The organism is Ruegeria sp. CH2 (assembly GCF_056537065.1).
Genome location: NZ_JBQFQV010000006.1, coordinates 36,476 through 52,778, shown reverse-complemented (window position 1 = coordinate 52,778; position 16,303 = coordinate 36,476). Strand labels below are relative to the sequence as shown.

Annotated in this window: 13 protein-coding genes; 5 read left to right on the top strand and 8 right to left on the bottom strand. The window is 57.1% G+C overall.

Features of this window, described 5'->3' with window-relative positions; translation table 11 throughout:
* The first annotated feature begins 1 nt into the window (after position 1).
* The 5 genes from ACR0M9_RS10520 to speB all read left to right on the top strand — a co-directional run bounded on the left by ACR0M9_RS10520 (position 2) and on the right by speB (position 6,984).
* On the top strand, positions 2-1,819 hold the full coding sequence (locus tag ACR0M9_RS10520) for a feruloyl-CoA synthase (RefSeq protein WP_480773532.1): 1,818 nt from the start codon (positions 2-4) through the stop codon (positions 1,817-1,819).
* A gap of 15 nt (positions 1,820-1,834) precedes the next feature.
* Entirely contained in the window at positions 1,835-2,710 is an 876-nt protein-coding gene (locus tag ACR0M9_RS10515; protein WP_480486123.1) for an amidohydrolase family protein, read from the top strand.
* A gap of 118 nt (positions 2,711-2,828) precedes the next feature.
* On the top strand, positions 2,829-4,358 hold the full coding sequence (locus tag ACR0M9_RS10510) for an acyl-CoA dehydrogenase family protein (RefSeq protein ID WP_480773531.1): 1,530 nt from the start codon (positions 2,829-2,831) through the stop codon (positions 4,356-4,358).
* Between the two features lie 69 nt (positions 4,359-4,427).
* Entirely contained in the window at positions 4,428-5,717 is a 1,290-nt protein-coding gene (locus tag ACR0M9_RS10505; protein WP_480773530.1) for a flavin-dependent oxidoreductase, read from the top strand.
* Between the two features lie 289 nt (positions 5,718-6,006).
* Complete coding sequence (gene speB, locus ACR0M9_RS10500) at positions 6,007-6,984, top strand: agmatinase (RefSeq protein WP_480486129.1); 978 nt, start codon at positions 6,007-6,009, stop codon at positions 6,982-6,984.
* Positions 6,985-7,014: 30 nt separating this feature from the next.
* Here speB and ACR0M9_RS10495 read toward each other — a convergent pair whose 3' ends face one another.
* The 8 genes from ACR0M9_RS10495 to ACR0M9_RS10460 form a co-directional block, all read right to left on the bottom strand.
* On the bottom strand, positions 7,015-8,235 hold the full coding sequence (locus ACR0M9_RS10495) for an aminopeptidase P family protein (protein WP_480773529.1): 1,221 nt from the start codon (positions 8,233-8,235) through the stop codon (positions 7,015-7,017).
* 162 nt (positions 8,236-8,397) lie between these two features.
* The gene (locus ACR0M9_RS10490; protein ID WP_267365892.1) at positions 8,398-9,609 is read right to left on the bottom strand and encodes an ABC transporter permease; all 1,212 of its coding nucleotides are present in this window, start codon (positions 9,607-9,609) and stop codon (positions 8,398-8,400) included.
* Between the two features lie 5 nt (positions 9,610-9,614).
* The gene (locus ACR0M9_RS10485; protein WP_480773528.1) at positions 9,615-10,889 is read right to left on the bottom strand and encodes an ABC transporter permease; all 1,275 of its coding nucleotides are present in this window, start codon (positions 10,887-10,889) and stop codon (positions 9,615-9,617) included.
* A 70-nt stretch (positions 10,890-10,959) separates the two neighbouring features.
* The gene (locus ACR0M9_RS10480) at positions 10,960-12,051 is read right to left on the bottom strand and encodes an extracellular solute-binding protein (RefSeq protein ID WP_480481704.1); all 1,092 of its coding nucleotides are present in this window, start codon (positions 12,049-12,051) and stop codon (positions 10,960-10,962) included.
* 103 nt (positions 12,052-12,154) lie between these two features.
* A complete protein-coding gene (locus ACR0M9_RS10475; RefSeq protein WP_480486135.1) occupies positions 12,155-13,255 on the bottom strand; it encodes an ABC transporter ATP-binding protein in 1,101 nt (366 codons plus the stop codon).
* A gap of 136 nt (positions 13,256-13,391) precedes the next feature.
* On the bottom strand, positions 13,392-14,102 hold the full coding sequence (locus ACR0M9_RS10470; RefSeq protein WP_480773527.1) for a maleate cis-trans isomerase family protein: 711 nt from the start codon (positions 14,100-14,102) through the stop codon (positions 13,392-13,394).
* Positions 14,099-15,244 carry a M24 family metallopeptidase gene (locus ACR0M9_RS10465; RefSeq protein ID WP_480773526.1) on the bottom strand — a complete coding sequence of 382 codons (1,146 nt, stop codon included), beginning with the start codon at positions 15,242-15,244 and terminating at the stop codon, positions 14,099-14,101. Before ACR0M9_RS10465 ends, ACR0M9_RS10470 begins: the two co-directional genes overlap by 4 nt.
* Positions 15,241-16,284: a pyridoxal-phosphate dependent enzyme gene (locus ACR0M9_RS10460; protein ID WP_480537515.1), complete on the bottom strand. Its 1,044-nt coding sequence runs from the start codon at positions 16,282-16,284 to the stop codon at positions 15,241-15,243. Before ACR0M9_RS10460 ends, ACR0M9_RS10465 begins: the two co-directional genes overlap by 4 nt.
* Between the last annotated feature and the right edge of the window lie 19 nt (positions 16,285-16,303).

Sequence of the window (16,303 nt, the reverse complement as noted above, 5' to 3'; positions counted from 1 at the left end):
CATGCAACGCACATCGGAATACCTGGTGCATTCTGTTTCGCGCGAAGATCGGGCCGACGGTTCCATCCTGCTGAAATCGAACCACACTCTTGGTCCTGTCGTCGACAAAACCGGTGTCTGGCTGCACGCCTGGGCCTCGGACGCGCCTGACCGCACGTTCATTGCTGAACGCAGCGGCGCAGGATGGCGCAAGGAAAGCTATGCGACCACGCTTGAAAAGGTGCGGGCAATCGCAAGCTCGCTATTGGCGCGTGGGATGGGGCCTGACACACCGATCCTGATCATGAGCGGCAACGGCTTGGATCATGGTCTGCTGAGCCTGGCTGCTCAGTACATTGGCGTACCGACTGCGCCCGTAGCCGAACAATACGCCTTGATCCACGGTGCACATGGCCGCCTGCGCCATGCCATCGAACTGGTGCGCCCGAAGATGGCCTATGTCGTCGATGCGGATCAATACCGAGAGGCGCTGGAACTGGATGCGCTTCAAGGGGTCGAAATCGTAGCCAGCCGACAAGGCAGGAACAGTCAGGTCACAGCGTTCGACGAACTTCTCAAAGGGGATGTCAGTGTCGATCTGGAGGCAGCCTATGAACTGGTTGGCCCCGATTCCGTCGCCAAGATCCTAATGACCAGCGGTTCAACCTCGGCCCCGAAGGGGGTCATCACGACCCAACGCATGATGTGCGTGAACCAGACCATGCTGGCCGACGGGTTGCCATTTCTGCGCACGCGTCCGCCCCGTGTGGTCGATTGGCTGCCATGGAACCACGTCTTTGGCGGATCTCATAACTTCAACATGATGCTCGCCAACGGCGGAAGCTTCTACATCGACGACGGCAAACCGGTAGCCGGTCTGTTTGAGAGGACGCTGGAAAACCTGTCCATGGTCACCGGCACGCTCAGCTTCAATGTCCCCGTAGGTTACAGCATGCTGCTGGGCGCATTGCAGCGGGATGGCGATTTGCGTCGGCGGTTTTTCGAAGAACTTGATCTGATCTTTTATGCGGGCGCTTCACTGCCACAGGACATCTGGTCTGGATTTGAACAGATGGCGCTGGATGTCAAAGGTGAGATACCGCTGATGACCTCGTCCTGGGGGCTGACCGAGACAGCGCCCGCCACAATGATGCAGTCCGAGCCCATTGACCGTTCCGGGGTTGTTGGCGTTCCGATGAACGGCGTGACACTCAAGCTGATACCGGATGAAGACATGCGATGCGAAATGCGCATCAAAGGGCCAAACGTGATGCCCGGGTACTTCAACGAGCCGGGCAAGACAGCCAGCGTTTTCGATGAAGAAGGGTTTTTCATTACCGGCGACGCCATGCGGTTCATCGACCCGCAGGACGTAAACAAAGGTATGAAATTCGACGGCCGGATATCCGAGGATTTCAAATTGCTGACCGGAACATGGGTGCGGGCCGCACAATTGAGGATGGACTTGTTGACCTGTCTTGCGCCTCTTGCCTCAGATCTGGTCATTACAGGTGCCGACAGAAATGAGATCGGCGTCATGGTCTTTCCCGATGTCGCCGAGCTGAAGCGGGAAGGATTTGACCTGAACGACGACAGTGGCGCCTACTGCTGCAAATTGCTGCAAGGCGAAATTCACCGCCGCCTGGCAGAGCGCGCCCGCGAGTTATCGGGCAGCTCCACACGGGTCGGGCGCGCCATTGTCCTTAGCGAGCCCGCCTCGATGCCCGAGGGCGAAATGACCGCCAAGGGGAACCTCAATTTCCGCAAGATACTGACACGCCGGCAAAATTTACTTGAGCGTCTTTATGACGACGCCGATCCGGCAATCATAAAGATCTGAGAAAGGAACGAACAGATGGTCGATATCTCCAAGGTTCGCGCAATCGACATTCACACCCACGCTGAAGAACCCTGCGGGTGCCACTCGGATGACGGCTATGACGACCTGCAGGCAACCATGGCCAACTACTTTGGCGCGCCGTGGAGCCATCCGCCTACGGTTCCCGAAACTGCACAGCACTATCGCGAGCAAAACATAGCCGCGGTGATCTTCCCGGTCGATGCCGAGCGGGAAACCGGCTATCGGCGCTACAAGAACGAAGAAGTTGCCGCATTGGCGGCGGAAAATGACGACGTGCTGATCCCGTTTGCGTCAATTGATCCGCACAAGGGCAAGATGGGCGCACGCGAGGCGCGCCGCCTGATCCGCGAATTTGGTATCAAAGGGTTCAAGTTTCATCCGACGATGCAGGGGTTCTACCCCAATGACCGCATGGCTTATGACCTTTACGAAGCAATCGCCGAGGAAGGCTGCATCGCCCTGTTTCACACAGGCCAGACCGGTGTCGGTTCGGGCATGCGCGGCGGTAACGGAATGCGGCTTAAATACTCGAACCCGATGTTCATGGATGACGTCGCCGTCGATTTTCCGGATATGAAGATTATCCTCGCCCACCCGTCATTTCCCTGGCAGGAAGAGGCTCTGTCCGTGGCGCAGCACAAGCCCAACGTCTATATCGACCTGTCCGGTTGGTCACCAAAGTACTTCCCCGAGATCCTGGTGAAATACTGCAACTCGATCCTCAGGAAAAAGGTTCTGTTTGGGTCCGACTGGCCAATGATCACTCCTGAACGCTGGCTGTCGGATTTCGAGAAGATCAATATCAAGGACGAACTGCGCCCGGACATCATCAAAGGCAATGCCGCGCGCCTGCTGGGACTGACCCCGTGATGCTGCCCCCTGCCCCATCGCGTCCCTACCCAGTCACTTTGAGATTCGACAGTGCCAAACCGCCAGAACCGGGCCGCGTCGTGACCGCCGAACTTACCAGCTGTCGGGTGATATGATCATGAAGCCATTCGAAGCCCCGCTTACGGACATCTTATTCACGTTGAACCACGTAGCCCGGGCTACCGAGCTTCCAGACTGGGACGCTGACCTGGCTGGTGAGATCGGCGAACATTTTGCCGCCTTCGCACAAGGTGAAATTGCCCCGCTGGACGAGCCGGGAGACAGGCAGGGATGCACGCTGGAAAACGGGCGCGTATCCATGCCGGCTGGCTTTGCCCAAGTTTATGCCACGTATTCGGAACAGGGCTGGCCCTCTCTCACCGTGCCTGAGGAATATGGCGGTCAAGGGCTTGGAGCCTTGATGCTGGCCATCACGTCCGAGGTTTTTTCGGGCGCAAACCACAGCCTTCAGATGGTTACGGGGTTGGTTCCGGGCGCGGTGCGTACCTTGTTGCGCTTTGGCACAGAGGATCAGCAATACCGGTACATTCCGTCTCTGGCCTCGGGTGAAACTCTGGCCACCATGTGCCTGACCGAACCCGGGGCCGGATCTGACCTTTCACGCGTGCGCTGCCGGGCGGAACCTGCCGAGGATGGCTGGAAGGTCACGGGCGGAAAAATCTTTATCTCTGGCGGTGACCAGGACATGAGCGATCACATCCTGCATCTTGTGCTTGCGCGCACGTCCGATGACGGCGTCAGAGGTTTATCGCTGTTTCTATGCCCCAGCTCCTGCACAGACGGCAGCCGCAACCAAGCTACCGTAACGCGCATCGAGGAAAAGATGGGCCTGCATGCCTCGCCCACGTGCCAGCTGGCATTTGATGGTGCCAAAGCCGAATTGATTGGGGCCGAGGGTGAAGGTCTGATGGCCATGTTCACCATGATGAACCACGCCCGGCTTGATGTCGCCCTACAGGGCGTCGCGCACGCCGCGCGGGCTTATGACATTGCCAGTACTTATGCCAGTGAAAGGGTGCAGGGACGCAATCCCGACGGTAAACCGGCAACACTGGATCAACATGCCGACATCCGCCGCATGCTGGATCAAATCGATTGGCTGGCGGTCAGTAGCCGCAGTCTTGCACATCTTGCATTTGTCACAATGGAACGGGGCACATCGCCTGACCTGGTCGATTTTCTGACCCCGGTTGCCAAGGTCTATTGCTCCGACGCCGGTATCAAGGCCGCCGAATTGGGTATGCAGGTTCTGGGCGGCTATGGCTATTTGCGCGAATACCGGCTGGAGCAGACCTATCGTGATGCCCGAATTACCTCGATTTACGAAGGGGCCAACGGCATACACGCGCGTATGCTGGCAACACGTCTGGCCGCAGGGCCTGCGGGTGACGCCATCGCCGAATTTGTTGCACAAGAAGCCGAGCATTGGACATGCAATGCGATTTCGGACGCACTGAACACTTGGCAATCCGCTCGCCGAAAGCTGAAACAGGGTGACAGCGCGGCGATGGCGCATGGGTTCATGCAAACGACGATTGATACCGCTCTGATCTGCCTACGGGCGCGGCTGCGCAACGCCGCGAGCCTTCATCCATCCCCGAAACGGATCAAACGCATTTGCGGTTGAGGCTTGATCCACACGCGCCGATTATCGACAACCAATACCCATCGCCAGTCGGACAGAAAGGCAGGCAACATGACAAATCCAAAAGTGCTGATCGCGGGCGGTGGTATTGCCGGGTTGTCGCTGGCGCTGACACTGCATCAGATTGGCATCGACTGCACCGTCTTTGAAAGCGTTAGGCACCCGCGCCCCCTGGGTGTCGGGATAAACCTGCAACCCAACGCCGTGCGTGAGTTGTACGATCTGGGTTTCACGGCTCGGGATTTGGACGAGTTTGGCGTCCCAGCGCGGGAATGGGCGCTTGTTGGTTTGAATGGGCATGAGATTTATTCGGAACCGCGCGGAACTTTTGCCGGTTACAACTGGCCGCAATACGCGGTGCATCGCGGCGCGTTTCACATGGCGCTTTACAAGCGGTTTGTCGAACGCGCAGGCCCGGATGCCGTACGCCTTGGCGCTCGGGCCACTGGGTACCAGATCAATGCGGACGGGACGGTTACAGTGCGGCTGCAAACTGACGAGGGGGCTAACCGCGAAACCGGTGCCATTCTGATCGGTGCCGACGGTATCCATTCAGCCATCCGCGCCCAAATGCATCCAAGCCAACCTCCGATCCATTGGGGAGGTGCCGTCATGTGGCGCGGCACAACACTGGCAAAGCCTGTGCGCACGGGTTCCTCCTTTGTCGGACTGGGTACGCATAAGAAACGAATGGTGATCTACCCGATCTCGCACCCCGACCCCGAAACCGGCTTGGCGCTGATAAACTGGATTGCCGAAGTCACCCACGATGACCCGGCCGCGCATGCGGCAACCGGATGGTTCCGGCAGGTTGAGGCCAAGGATTTTGCGCACCATTTTGACGGATGGACCTATGACTGGCTGGATGTTCCAGCTCTGATCCGCGGTGCGGGTGTGACATACGAAAACCCGATGATCGACCGCGATCCGGTTGAAACGTGGGTTGACGGGCCGGTTGCCTTGATCGGAGACGCCGCCCATCCGATGTACCCCACCGGTTCGAATGGGGCCAGCCAGGCGATCATGGACGCCCGCGTTTTGGGGGCCAGCTTGCTCAAGCATGGCGTGGGTTCAACCGCGCTGGTGGCTTATGATGACACGCTGTGCGGTCCGGTGTCAGACCTTGTCCTTCGCAATCGGGGTGCCGGGCCTTTTGGCCTGTTGAATTTGGTCAACGACCGCTGTGCCGGTGTGTTCGACGATATTGAAACGGTCATTCCCTTGGCTGAAAGGGCCAGTTTCATGGCCAAATACAAAGCTGCCGCCGGTTTCGCGCGTGACGCCCTGAACAGTGCACCGCCAACGATTGCGCCCGGCTCGCAACTTGTGCGGCAGGTGTAATGTATGAGCCGTCGGAAATAGAACACCTGCGCCCATGACAACAGCGTTTCGCCGGGCCTGTGTATCGCTCGCAAAATCACGCGCTGCCGTGAACGATTTTGCGGGACCACAGCTTGCCCCTCTGAATTTTCGTTTGTGGCGAAACGACCAACAGCTAAACGGAAAGAATGCACCGGATCAGACCTGTCTGAACGCCAGACATGGTTTGATCGAAGAAAATTAATTTCATTGCACCGCCTTCTCATGTTCAATTGCACGCAAGGCGGCATGACCAGCGAAAGGATTGATAATGCAGGATCATGGATATGCGTCAGGACGACTGAACCTACCTTTCGTTGGAATATCGACCTTTGGAAAATCTCCGTATGTCGAGGATTGGGACAAAATTGATGCGGATGTTTGTGTCCTAGGTGCCCCCTTTGATTTCGGCACCCAATGGCGCGCCGGGGCAAGATTCGGCCCTCGGGCCGTGCGCGAGGCTTCGACCCTGTTCAGTTTTGGACATGCCGGTGCTTATGACCACGAAGACGATGCTACCTATCTGGACAGTTCCGTGCGCATCGTGGATTTGGGGGATGCAGATATCGTCCACACAAAGACCGAGGTCAGCCACGAAAACATCGCCTATGGTGTTCGCAAAATTCTGTTCGCCGGGGCGCTGCCGCTTGTGATCGGCGGCGATCACTCTGTCAACATTCCCTGCATTTCCGCGTTTGAATATGATTGTGCACAAAATGGCCCGATCCACGTGGTTCAAATCGATGCGCATCTGGATTTCGTGGACGAGCGTCACGGTGTCACCAATGGCCACGGCAACCCCATGCGACGGGCGATCGAGAAAGACTATGTCTCGGGGATGACCCAGTTGGGCATTCGGAACGTCTCGTCAACCGCCAAGGAAGGATACGAGGACGCACGCGCACGTGGATCAGACATCCTGTCCGTGCGTCAGGTGAGAAAGCTGGGAACCGGGGGCGTTCTTGAACGCATTCCTGAAGGTGCTCGGTACTATGTGACAATAGATATCGACGCCTTTTGCCCCTCTATCGCGGCGGGGACCGGGACACCCAGCCATGGCGGATTTCTGTATTATGACGTACTGGAAATCCTTCAGGGCCTCGCTAAACGCGGCAATGTCGTCGGCATCGACCTTGTCGAAGTGGCACCAGCCTATGACCCCAGCGAAAGCACGCAGATTCTGGCTGCGCAGCTATTGTTGAATTTCCTGGGTTTCATCTTTCACGAACGCGCCGGTCGCGAAAAATGAAGGGGGAACGTATGTTCCCCCTTCTTTGTATCAGGCACCGATGATGTTGTGGCCGGGCCCATATGGGAAGCCGGTAATGTTTTCGGCCCCATCTTCGCCAACCACCAGAATATCATGCTCGCGGTAGCCCCCTGCACCGGGTTGCCCTTCGGGGATCCACAGCATGGGCTCGATTGAAACGACCATGCCAGGTTCCAGCACGGTGTCGATATCCTCGCGCAGTTCCAGACCGGCCTCGCGCCCGTAATAGTGGCTGAGAATGCCGAACGAGTGGCCATACCCGAACGAGCGGTATTGCAGCAGCCCCTCATCGGCAAAGAAACGGTTGATCTCGGCGGTGATGCCTGAACAGGTCGCACCGGGTTTGATCAGGCTCAGGCCCAGTTCATGGGCCGCCACATTGGCCTTCCAAAGGCGCAGGCTGTCAGCGTCCGGCTCGCCCAGAAACAGGGTACGTTCCAGCGCGGTGTAATAGCCTGAGATCATCGGGAAAGTGTTCAGCGACAGGATATCGCCTTTTTGCAGAGCGCGTTTTGTAACCGGGTTATGTGCGCCATCGGTGTTCAGCCCGGACTGGAACCAAACCCAGGTGTCGCGATATTCGGCGTCTGGATAAGCGCGCGCGATTTCCTCTTCCATTGCGTCACGGCCCGCCATGGCAATCTCGATCTCAGTTGCGCCTTCACGGATGGCCGCATGGATTGCCGCCCCGCCAACGTCCGCGGTGCGTGCCCCACCCTTGATCAATTCAATCTCTTCGGCGGATTTGACCATGCGCGCGGTCATTGTATCCGGCGCGATGTCAACCAGTTCGGGGGTACCCAGCATCCGCAGGGCGGTGTCGCGGGCGGCCAGCGTCATGTGGTCACCTTCAATGCCGATCCGCTTAACATTGCCGATCAGGCTTGCAACCGCACGCCAATAGTTGTCGCGCTTCCAGTCAGTATAAATCACGTTGTCTTCGACTGACCGGCGCCACGGTTGCCCGGCGTCGATGTTGGCCGAAACGGTGGTGCAGGCCTCTTGGGTGACCACACAGCCATACGGACGGCCAAAGGAACAATACAGAAAGCCCGAGTAGTAGGCGATATTTTGCATTGATGTCAGCAGAACCGCAGGAATATCACGTGCGGCCATAATGCTGCGAAGCCTGCTGAGACGGCGATCATACTCACCCTTGCTGAACGGCAAAGGCGCTTTGTCACCATTGTGACAGGTAAAGAATTCGGGGCGTTTTGTTGTGTCGGTCATCACTTGGTCTCTCATCTTTGCCGGGCGACAAATCCCGGCCACATGTCCCGGCGTTCAGGACAGGCGGTCTCGGGGTCCGAGAGCCGATCATCCCCTTAAACGCCGCGACGCCATCGCAGCGGAGATGAACACGAGAATCGTTAGATCAGACAGAATGCTCCGTCAAGCGGGTGAAAGCCCCCGCAAACGTTCGGACCGACGACGCAGCAACTCAACCGTGGTCAGTAACGCAATCGACAGAACCACAAGGATCGTCGCAACCGCCAGAATGGTCGGGCTGATCTGTTCCCGCAGGCCCGTGAACATCTGCCACGGCAGAGTCTTCTGACTGGCCGAGCCCACGAACAGAACCACCACAACTTCGTCGAACGAGGTGATGAAGGCGAACAGACCACCCGAAATCACACCCGGCAGGATCAGCGGCATCTGGATCTTGAAGAAGGTCCGCACCGGCCCTGCCCCCATGTTGGCAGCCGCACGCGTCAGTGAACGATCAAAGCTCACAAGCGTGGCGGTCACAGTGATGATCACGAACGGGATACCCAGAACGGCGTGCGCCAGGATGACTTTCAGATAGCCCACAAAGTTCTTGTTCATGCCCAGCGTGCCTTCAAGGAACCGACCGATATCGCTGTAGAAAAAGAACATGCCAGTGGCCGAGATGATCAGCGGAACGATCATCGGCGAAATCAGGATACCCATGATAGCACGGCGGCCGGGGACGTGGCTCTGGCTGAGACCAATGGCCGCCAAGGTGCCAAGCGAGACCGAGATGATTGTGGCAATCGGGGCAATGATCAGCGAGTTCTTGAAGCTGCGTTGCCATTCATTGTTGGTAAAGAAATCGCGGTAGTGCTTCAGCGAATACCCTTCAGGGTCAAGCCGCAACATCTCGGGCGTGAAGGTAAAAAAGTCCTGTGCGTTGAACGACAGCGGCAAGACCACAAGGATCGGTGTGATCAGGAAGACGAAGATCGCACCGCAGATCACCCGGAACAGGTAGTGGTAAAACACCTGCTGCGCGGTCAGGTACGGCAACAGCTTGCGCCGGTATCGCCCTTCGTACAACCAATAAGTAAACCAGGCGAAGAACCAGCCCCCCAACAGGCCAAGTACTCCCCCCATTGGGCCGGACATCAAAAAGCCCGCGATGCCAAAGCCGAGGATATTGATCCAGCGGGCCAACTGCTCATTCTTTAGAATGTTAATGTAAATCCATGCCAGTCCGGCAATCACGATGGCACCGCCCACGATCCCTAGCAGGACCGAGCCGTTTCCGGCGCCGACAAAGATACCAGCGAATGCTCCGGCCAATGCAACGCTGGGCAGAACCATCGACATAGGTTTACGGGATATCGGAGTAAGTGCGGCCATGTCGATTATCCCAGCTTCACGTTATCAATGCCCACGATCTTGTCGTAGACCCAGTAGAGCAGCAGAACGACCGCCAGAAGTATCGTTCCCAGCGCCGCCGCCAGTCCCCAGTTCAGTGAGGACGAGATGTGATAGGCGATCCGGTTCGAGATGAAGACACCTTTGGTACCGCCCACGATTTCAGGCGTGATGTAGTAGCCAATCGCCAAAATGAACACGAGGATTGAACCCGCGCCGATACCCGGAATAGATTGCGGGAAGTAGATGCGCCAGAACGTCGTCCAGTTGGTCGCACCCATGGATTTCGCGGCACGCGTGTAGGATTCCGGAATGGTCTGCATCACCGAATACATGGGCAGGATCATGAATGGCAGCAGGATATGCGTCATTGCGGTGATCGTACCGATCTGGTTATTGATGATCACCAGTCGTGCATCGTCAGCCACCAACCGCAGCCAGACCAGCGTTTCGTTGATCACGCCTTGCTGTTGCAGCATCACCTTCCACGCCGACGTCCGCACCAACAGTGACGTCCAGAACGGCAGAAGCACAAGGATCATCAGCAGATTTGAGACACGCATCGGCAACGTCGCCAGCAAATAGCTGACCGGATAAGCCAGCAGGATACAGGCACCCGTTATTACCAGAGACATAAACAGCGTTCGACCGAACAGCTTAACAAGGATTTGCTTGTCTTCGGGTTGTGCCTGCGCGCCGTCGGGGGTTCTGCGCATATCTACCGCGTTCAGAAAATACCCGTTGGTGATCTTCGGCGAATGGGTTTTGATCACGCGCCACGTTTGTGTATCGCCCCATCCGTCGTGAATATCTATTAGTTGCTCTTTAAACGGACCATCCGTTTCAGGATCCAGTTTCTTGATCTGACGACCTGACTTGCGGAACATCGAAGACATACCGGTTTCTTCGTAGTTCAAACGCGAACCAAGCCGTGTGTGCTCTTTATTGTCAATCGCAACAATCATGTCCCGCACAAAGGCATCATACACGCCCTCGCCCGGCAATTCTCCAGACTGTTCATCCCAGTTTTGAAGCGCCTCGACGGTAAGAGGCAGAGTGTCAGAGACGATGTTGTTTTCTACTGAACGGAATAGCATCGCAGCTATTGGAACAATAAAGGAAAACAGAACGAACAGAAGCAAAGGAGCGATCAACAGCAAGGCACGCAGCTTTTGCCGCCGCAACGAGCGTGCCAGCGATAGCTTGAGCGGTGTTCCATCCGCTGCCAGCATGGGTCCGGCATTTTGGCTTGCGTCAGTCATTGGAGCCCCTTGGATCTGTCTTGGTTCAGGGGCGGCGCACCGCCCCCGACTGTGTCATGAAATCAGACGCTCATTGCGCCAGCCACGCCTGGAATTTGGCGTCGATGTCATCACGGTAATCCGCCCAGAACTCGTAGTTATACAAGAACGTGTTCTTGGCGTTTTCCGGATCGGTCGGCATATGCGGGGCCATGTCGATCCCCAGATCGGCGTGCTGACCAACCAGCGGAGCCGACGAGGCGCGGGCCGGACCGTACGAGATGTACTTGGCCTGATCCGCCAGACGCTGAGTGTCGGTTGCGAACATGATATAGTCCAGCGCGCGCTGCTTGCGCTCATCACTCAGACCGGCAGGAATGATCCAGCCATCCAGATCGAACACCTGCGCGTCCCACAGCATTGCAACCGGCTGTTTCTGCTCTTCAATCACGCTGAACAGACGGCCGTTATAGGTCGAACCCATGATGACTTCGCCGTCAGCCAGCAGTTGTGGCGTGTCCGCACCGGCAGACCACCAGACAACGCTGTCTTTGATGGTGCCCAGCTTGGCCAAGGCCTGATCCTGACCTTCCGAAGTCGCCAGAACGTCATAGACATCATCCTTGGCGACACCATCACACAACAGCGCCCATTCCATGTTGTTGATCGGACGCTTCTCCAGCGAACGTTTGCCCGGATAGGTTTCCAGATCGAACACTGCACAGATGTCGGTCGGCGGGGTGTCACCGACCAGATCAGTGCGGTAGCCGAATGTGGTCGAATAGACGATCTGCGGGATAAAGCAGTCGCTGACCAGCAGGTCGCCGAAATCCTCAGAGGCGGGCGTGCCATCCGGAGCTGCGGCCAACTGGCTGTCGAAATCGATCTCGAGGGCCAGACCTTCGTCGCAAAGACGGATCGCGTCAGCGGCCACAACATCTACCACATCCCATGTGATGTTGCCCGCTTCGTTCATTGCGCGCAGTTTGGCAACGGCTTCGGCCGAGCTGTCATCGTTCAGAATGGTGATGCCGGTCTTTTCCGAATAGGGCTCGTGATACGCCTTCAACTGCGACTTTGAATAGGCACCGCCCCAGGAAACGATGGTCATCTCCTCGGCTGAAACAGTGCCCGCAGCCGTCGCAATCGCAGCCGCAGTGAGCATGATCTTGGTTGGTTTCATGTGTTACTCCCAGTTCATCCCGTTTTATGTGGTGGTCAGCCGATGCACGGGTTTTCACCGGCCGGTCCCTCAGCTTAACCGCGCTTGTCCCGCGCGGTTTGGTCTATGCGTCGAGCGCACGACAATCCTGTGCCAGCCAGCCGATCTCGATCTCTTGACCTGGGGTCAGGCGTACGGCGTCAGGCGCATTTCGAGTTTTGGCGATGAATTCGTTGTTTCCGGCAACGGACATGCGGAACCGGAATACGTCGCCCATGTAAATGAACTCTTCGACCCTTGCTTTCAAAGTATGCGCGTCAGCATGCAGTCGGTCTTTGTTGAATTCCACACGTTCAGGGCGGATCGAAACTTTTGTCCGGTCGCCTGCGCTGTGGACGTTGATCGGAACCGCGTCGATTTCCGAGCCATCATCCAGACGTACGACGCAAGTGTCGCCGTCAATTGATTTAACAACACCTTCCAACGTGTTGTTTTCACCAATGAATTGCGCGACAAAACTGTTTTCCGGCTCTTCGTAAAGCTGATCAGGCGGCGCCAGCTGTTGAATGCGGCCGTCATCAAATACAGCCACCCGATCTGACATGGTCAGCGCTTCGGTCTGGTCGTGGGTCACGTAGACTGTTGTGATCCCAAGCTCATGGGCCAGACGCGTGATTTCGAACTGCATATGTTCACGCAGCTGCTTGTCCAATGCCCCCAATGGCTCGTCCATCAAGACCAGTTCGGGTTCGAATACCAAGGCACGAGCCAGAGCAATCCGCTGTTGTTGCCCGCCCGACAGCTGAGCAGGACGTCGGCCACCAAAGGCGCCCATCTGAACCATATCCAGTGCGCGCTTGACCTTTTCATCCCGCTCCGACTTGCCCAACTTACGGACTTCCAGTGGGAACGACAGGTTTTCGGCCACCGTCATATGCGGGAACAACGCGTAGTTCTGAAAAACCATGCCAATACCGCGCTTGTGCGGCGGGATATTGTTGATGGGCTTGCCGCCCAAGAGGATTTCACCGTGCGTGGCGGTTTCAAATCCGGCGAGCATCATAAGGCAAGTCGTCTTGCCCGAGCCTGACGGCCCAAGCATTGTCAGAAACTCACCTTTGGGCATTGCAAGGTTTAGGTCTTTTACGACGAGGTTCTCGCCGTCATAAGACTTCTGTACGCGTTGGAATTCGACAAACGCGGCGTCGTTCATTGTATCGGCCACAAGACCCCCTGTTACGTCAAATGATTATCCGTCTTCTGCGGATTTCATTGATCTGTAGCCGTTAGTTAAGACCAAGCGATGTTCACATTGCAACAGTGAATCCTGATTTTGTTACACAATATCGGGATTTAACAGCTCACCCGGCTTCGTTCAGAGCACGCATATGCCACGCAAGACTTTGATTACTGGACAGAACCGGCTTGCCGATACGCGCGCAAATCTCGGGAATAGCCTGTTGCGTGCGAAGGTTTGTGCAACTTAGAAAAACCGCATCAACCGACGGGTCCGAGCCCAGTTTTGTGGCAGCGTCAATGACGGATTGCACCGAAATCCGAACAACTTTGGCCTCTTCTGATTCCCCGAATGTCCCAAAAACATCCATCTCCACTCCGCCTTGGGCAAAGGCCCGGCGCAGGGGAAGGTTTACCTCTTCAATATAGGGCGACAGCAGCGCGAATTTCGAAACGCCCAAGTGTCGCGCACAGGCCGTTGCCGCACGCAAAGGGTTTGTAACCTCGGCGGTCTGGCATGTCTGTTTGACAAGTTCTGCCACTCGGTCGGACCCGATAACCGAGCTTGCAGACGTGCACCCGTACCCGACAACGCGATAAGGTCGCGCGCTGGGCAGCAATCCGGCGGCGGCCGGCAGCGCCTTCTCCATTTCCGCAAGGCTTTCCTTCGTCACCTCGATTCCGCTGGGAATTCGCGTCACGTAGATTGGATACTTGCGGTCCGAAAAATACGAGCTGAATTCGGGCTCCAACGTTTCATCTGTCTGCAACACGATCAGACCAAGCGGGGTGGACTTGGGATCGTCTTCATCAAGAGCGTAATGGATCCGGGTCATATCTCGATCACCTCTGGCCCGATGCGTGGGCTTAGAAAACGTGGGGTGCCCTCGGTGATGACAATGTTTTCTTCATGGACAAGTATTTTTGCACCAACGGCGATGCCCGGCTCCAAAGTCAAAACCATGCCGGGTTCCAGCACGGTCTGGTCTGCCGGGATAAGGGACGGCCACTCTGTCAGTGACATCCCCAACCCATGACCCAACCGCCCCGCATCTGTGCCTTCCGCCTCTTTGGTCAGAACCGTGTTCATGGCATGAAACAAATCCGAGGCAGTAGCACCGGGCCGTGCGATCTCGAGCGCGGCATCCGAGGCTTCTACCAGTCTGGCGTGCGCTGATTTCACCTCGGGCCGGGCTGGGCCGACGGACCAATTGCGATCAAAATCACAGAAGTAGCCATCCCAAACCAGACCTGTATCCAACATAAGCACGTCGCCAGGTTCCAACGGCGCCGAAGTTGCAGGTGATATTACATCACTGTAACCGCCCTGCTCTGCCCCGCCTGCAAGATACGGCACCCAATCGGCCCCTTCCTCAAGGCAGAGCATCTGGAACCGGCGAAAAACCATGTCCAAAGGCACTCCTGCGCGGGCAACCTCGGGAACGCGGGCGAACGCGCGTCCAGCGATATCGCAGGCTGTTTGGATCTTCGCAATTTCAGCCTCGGATTTGATCATGCGCAACCGGCGCAGGATACCCTGATCACCGGTAATGCGACGCGAACCGAGAGCGCCGCGCAAGCGTTCAATGTCCGCCATGGGCATCCGCACATGTGTCTCATGACCATCCGGCACCCCGATATTGCCCGAAACGGGCGTCAGTTCGGCCAGGACGTCGGCCAGAAGCGAGATACCGTCGTCCTGCAAGTCGGGCGCACTCCAGGTTCGGATGTCATCGATCCAGGTCTGCCCCATGAGCGCGGCCCCGATCGAAGGGATCACGGCCACCGGTTTGCCCGCGGCAGGCACGACCAGAAACCATGGCCGGGTTGGGCTTTCCCAAAATCGGGTGAGATAGCCGGTAAAGTAGCGCACATCAGTTTCTGTCGTCAGCAGCAGCGCCGATAAATCCGCGACTCGCATCAACTCCTGCGCGCGTTTGGTACGCGCCTCGAATTCTGCCTGATCGAACCCCCTCATTCCGCGATCTCCGACAGAAAGCACAAAACGCGTGAGTGTTCGTCGATCCCTATGGCTTTCCGCGCGGTTTCGTTCATCACTGCCGCAAGGCCTGCCCCGCCGGACGCCGTGGTGGCCAGCCCGGCCTTTGCCATTGCGTCAAGCTTTGCCGCCACATCGTCGTCTGACAGGGTCAGGAACAGGTCTGCGTCGCGAGCCAATCCGTTTAACGCGATCAACGATGGTTCCTTGCAGTCCAGACGCCCCATAATGCTGTCAGGGCCATCCGCGAAAACACATTTTCCGGCGGCTATGCTGGCCTGCAACGCGGGTGCCGCTTCGGGTTCAACCACAACGATCTTCGGTGCGTCGCCCCAGATGTTTCGTGCATAGGCAGCAACGGCACCGGCCAGCCCGCCCACGCCTGCCTGCAACAGAATATGCGTCGGAACCTCGGGACACTGCCTGACAGCCTCTGCCGCCATTTGCAGATAGCCTTCCATAAGCGTCCATGGCAGGTCATAATATCCTTCCCACGAACTGTCCGACAGCAATATCCAACCGTTTTCGTCGGCAGCCATTCTCGCGGCCTCCATGCTGGCGGCATAGTCAGCACCACTTCGAACAACTTCGGCTTTTTGGCCTTTGAGACGTTCCGCAAAGGTTTCGGGCACAGTTTCAGCAATGTAAACAACAGCTTTCGCACCGAAAATTCTGGCACCCGCCGCAACACTCATGCCGTGGTTCCCGGCGCTGGCGGTCACATAGGTTGCGCCTGCCAGAGTTTGTTCACCCGGCTCACCTGTCCTCTCGGCCGCATGACGCGCAATTACATAGGCCGCCCCTAAAGCTTTGAACGAACCAAGGTTCATCCGCGCCCGCTCATCCTTCACCCAAAGCTGGGCTACAGGGGCCAGTTTCCCAACATCCACCAATGGCGTTTCTTTCGCGACAGGGCACTGAGAAAGCAAATCTTCAACACGGGCAGCATTTGTAGAAGGATACGGCGCAGACGGTGCAAGCTTTTGGCCCGCCCGATGTGGATTGGTGATGACCTGCATACTTCTCCCCTGAGTTTAG

What these genes read in the sequence shown, in the direction of transcription:
- ACR0M9_RS10520 (WP_480773532.1), top strand. Translation starts at nt 2, where the DNA reads ATGCAACGCACATCGGAATACCTGGTGCATTCTGTTTCGCGCGAAGAT.
- ACR0M9_RS10515 (WP_480486123.1), top strand. Translation starts at nt 1,835, where the DNA reads ATGGTCGATATCTCCAAGGTTCGCGCAATCGACATTCACACCCACGCT.
- ACR0M9_RS10510 (WP_480773531.1), top strand. Translation starts at nt 2,829, where the DNA reads ATGAAGCCATTCGAAGCCCCGCTTACGGACATCTTATTCACGTTGAAC.
- ACR0M9_RS10505 (WP_480773530.1), top strand. Translation starts at nt 4,428, where the DNA reads ATGACAAATCCAAAAGTGCTGATCGCGGGCGGTGGTATTGCCGGGTTG.
- speB (WP_480486129.1), top strand. Translation starts at nt 6,007, where the DNA reads ATGCAGGATCATGGATATGCGTCAGGACGACTGAACCTACCTTTCGTT.
- ACR0M9_RS10495 (WP_480773529.1), bottom strand. Translation starts at nt 8,235, where the DNA reads ATGACCGACACAACAAAACGCCCCGAATTCTTTACCTGTCACAATGGT.
- ACR0M9_RS10490 (WP_267365892.1), bottom strand. Translation starts at nt 9,609, where the DNA reads ATGGCCGCACTTACTCCGATATCCCGTAAACCTATGTCGATGGTTCTG.
- ACR0M9_RS10485 (WP_480773528.1), bottom strand. Translation starts at nt 10,889, where the DNA reads ATGACTGACGCAAGCCAAAATGCCGGACCCATGCTGGCAGCGGATGGA.
- ACR0M9_RS10480 (WP_480481704.1), bottom strand. Translation starts at nt 12,051, where the DNA reads ATGAAACCAACCAAGATCATGCTCACTGCGGCTGCGATTGCGACGGCT.
- ACR0M9_RS10470 (WP_480773527.1), bottom strand. Translation starts at nt 14,102, where the DNA reads ATGACCCGGATCCATTACGCTCTTGATGAAGACGATCCCAAGTCCACC.
- ACR0M9_RS10465 (WP_480773526.1), bottom strand. Translation starts at nt 15,244, where the DNA reads ATGAGGGGGTTCGATCAGGCAGAATTCGAGGCGCGTACCAAACGCGCG.
- ACR0M9_RS10460 (WP_480537515.1), bottom strand. Translation starts at nt 16,284, where the DNA reads ATGCAGGTCATCACCAATCCACATCGGGCGGGCCAAAAGCTTGCACCG.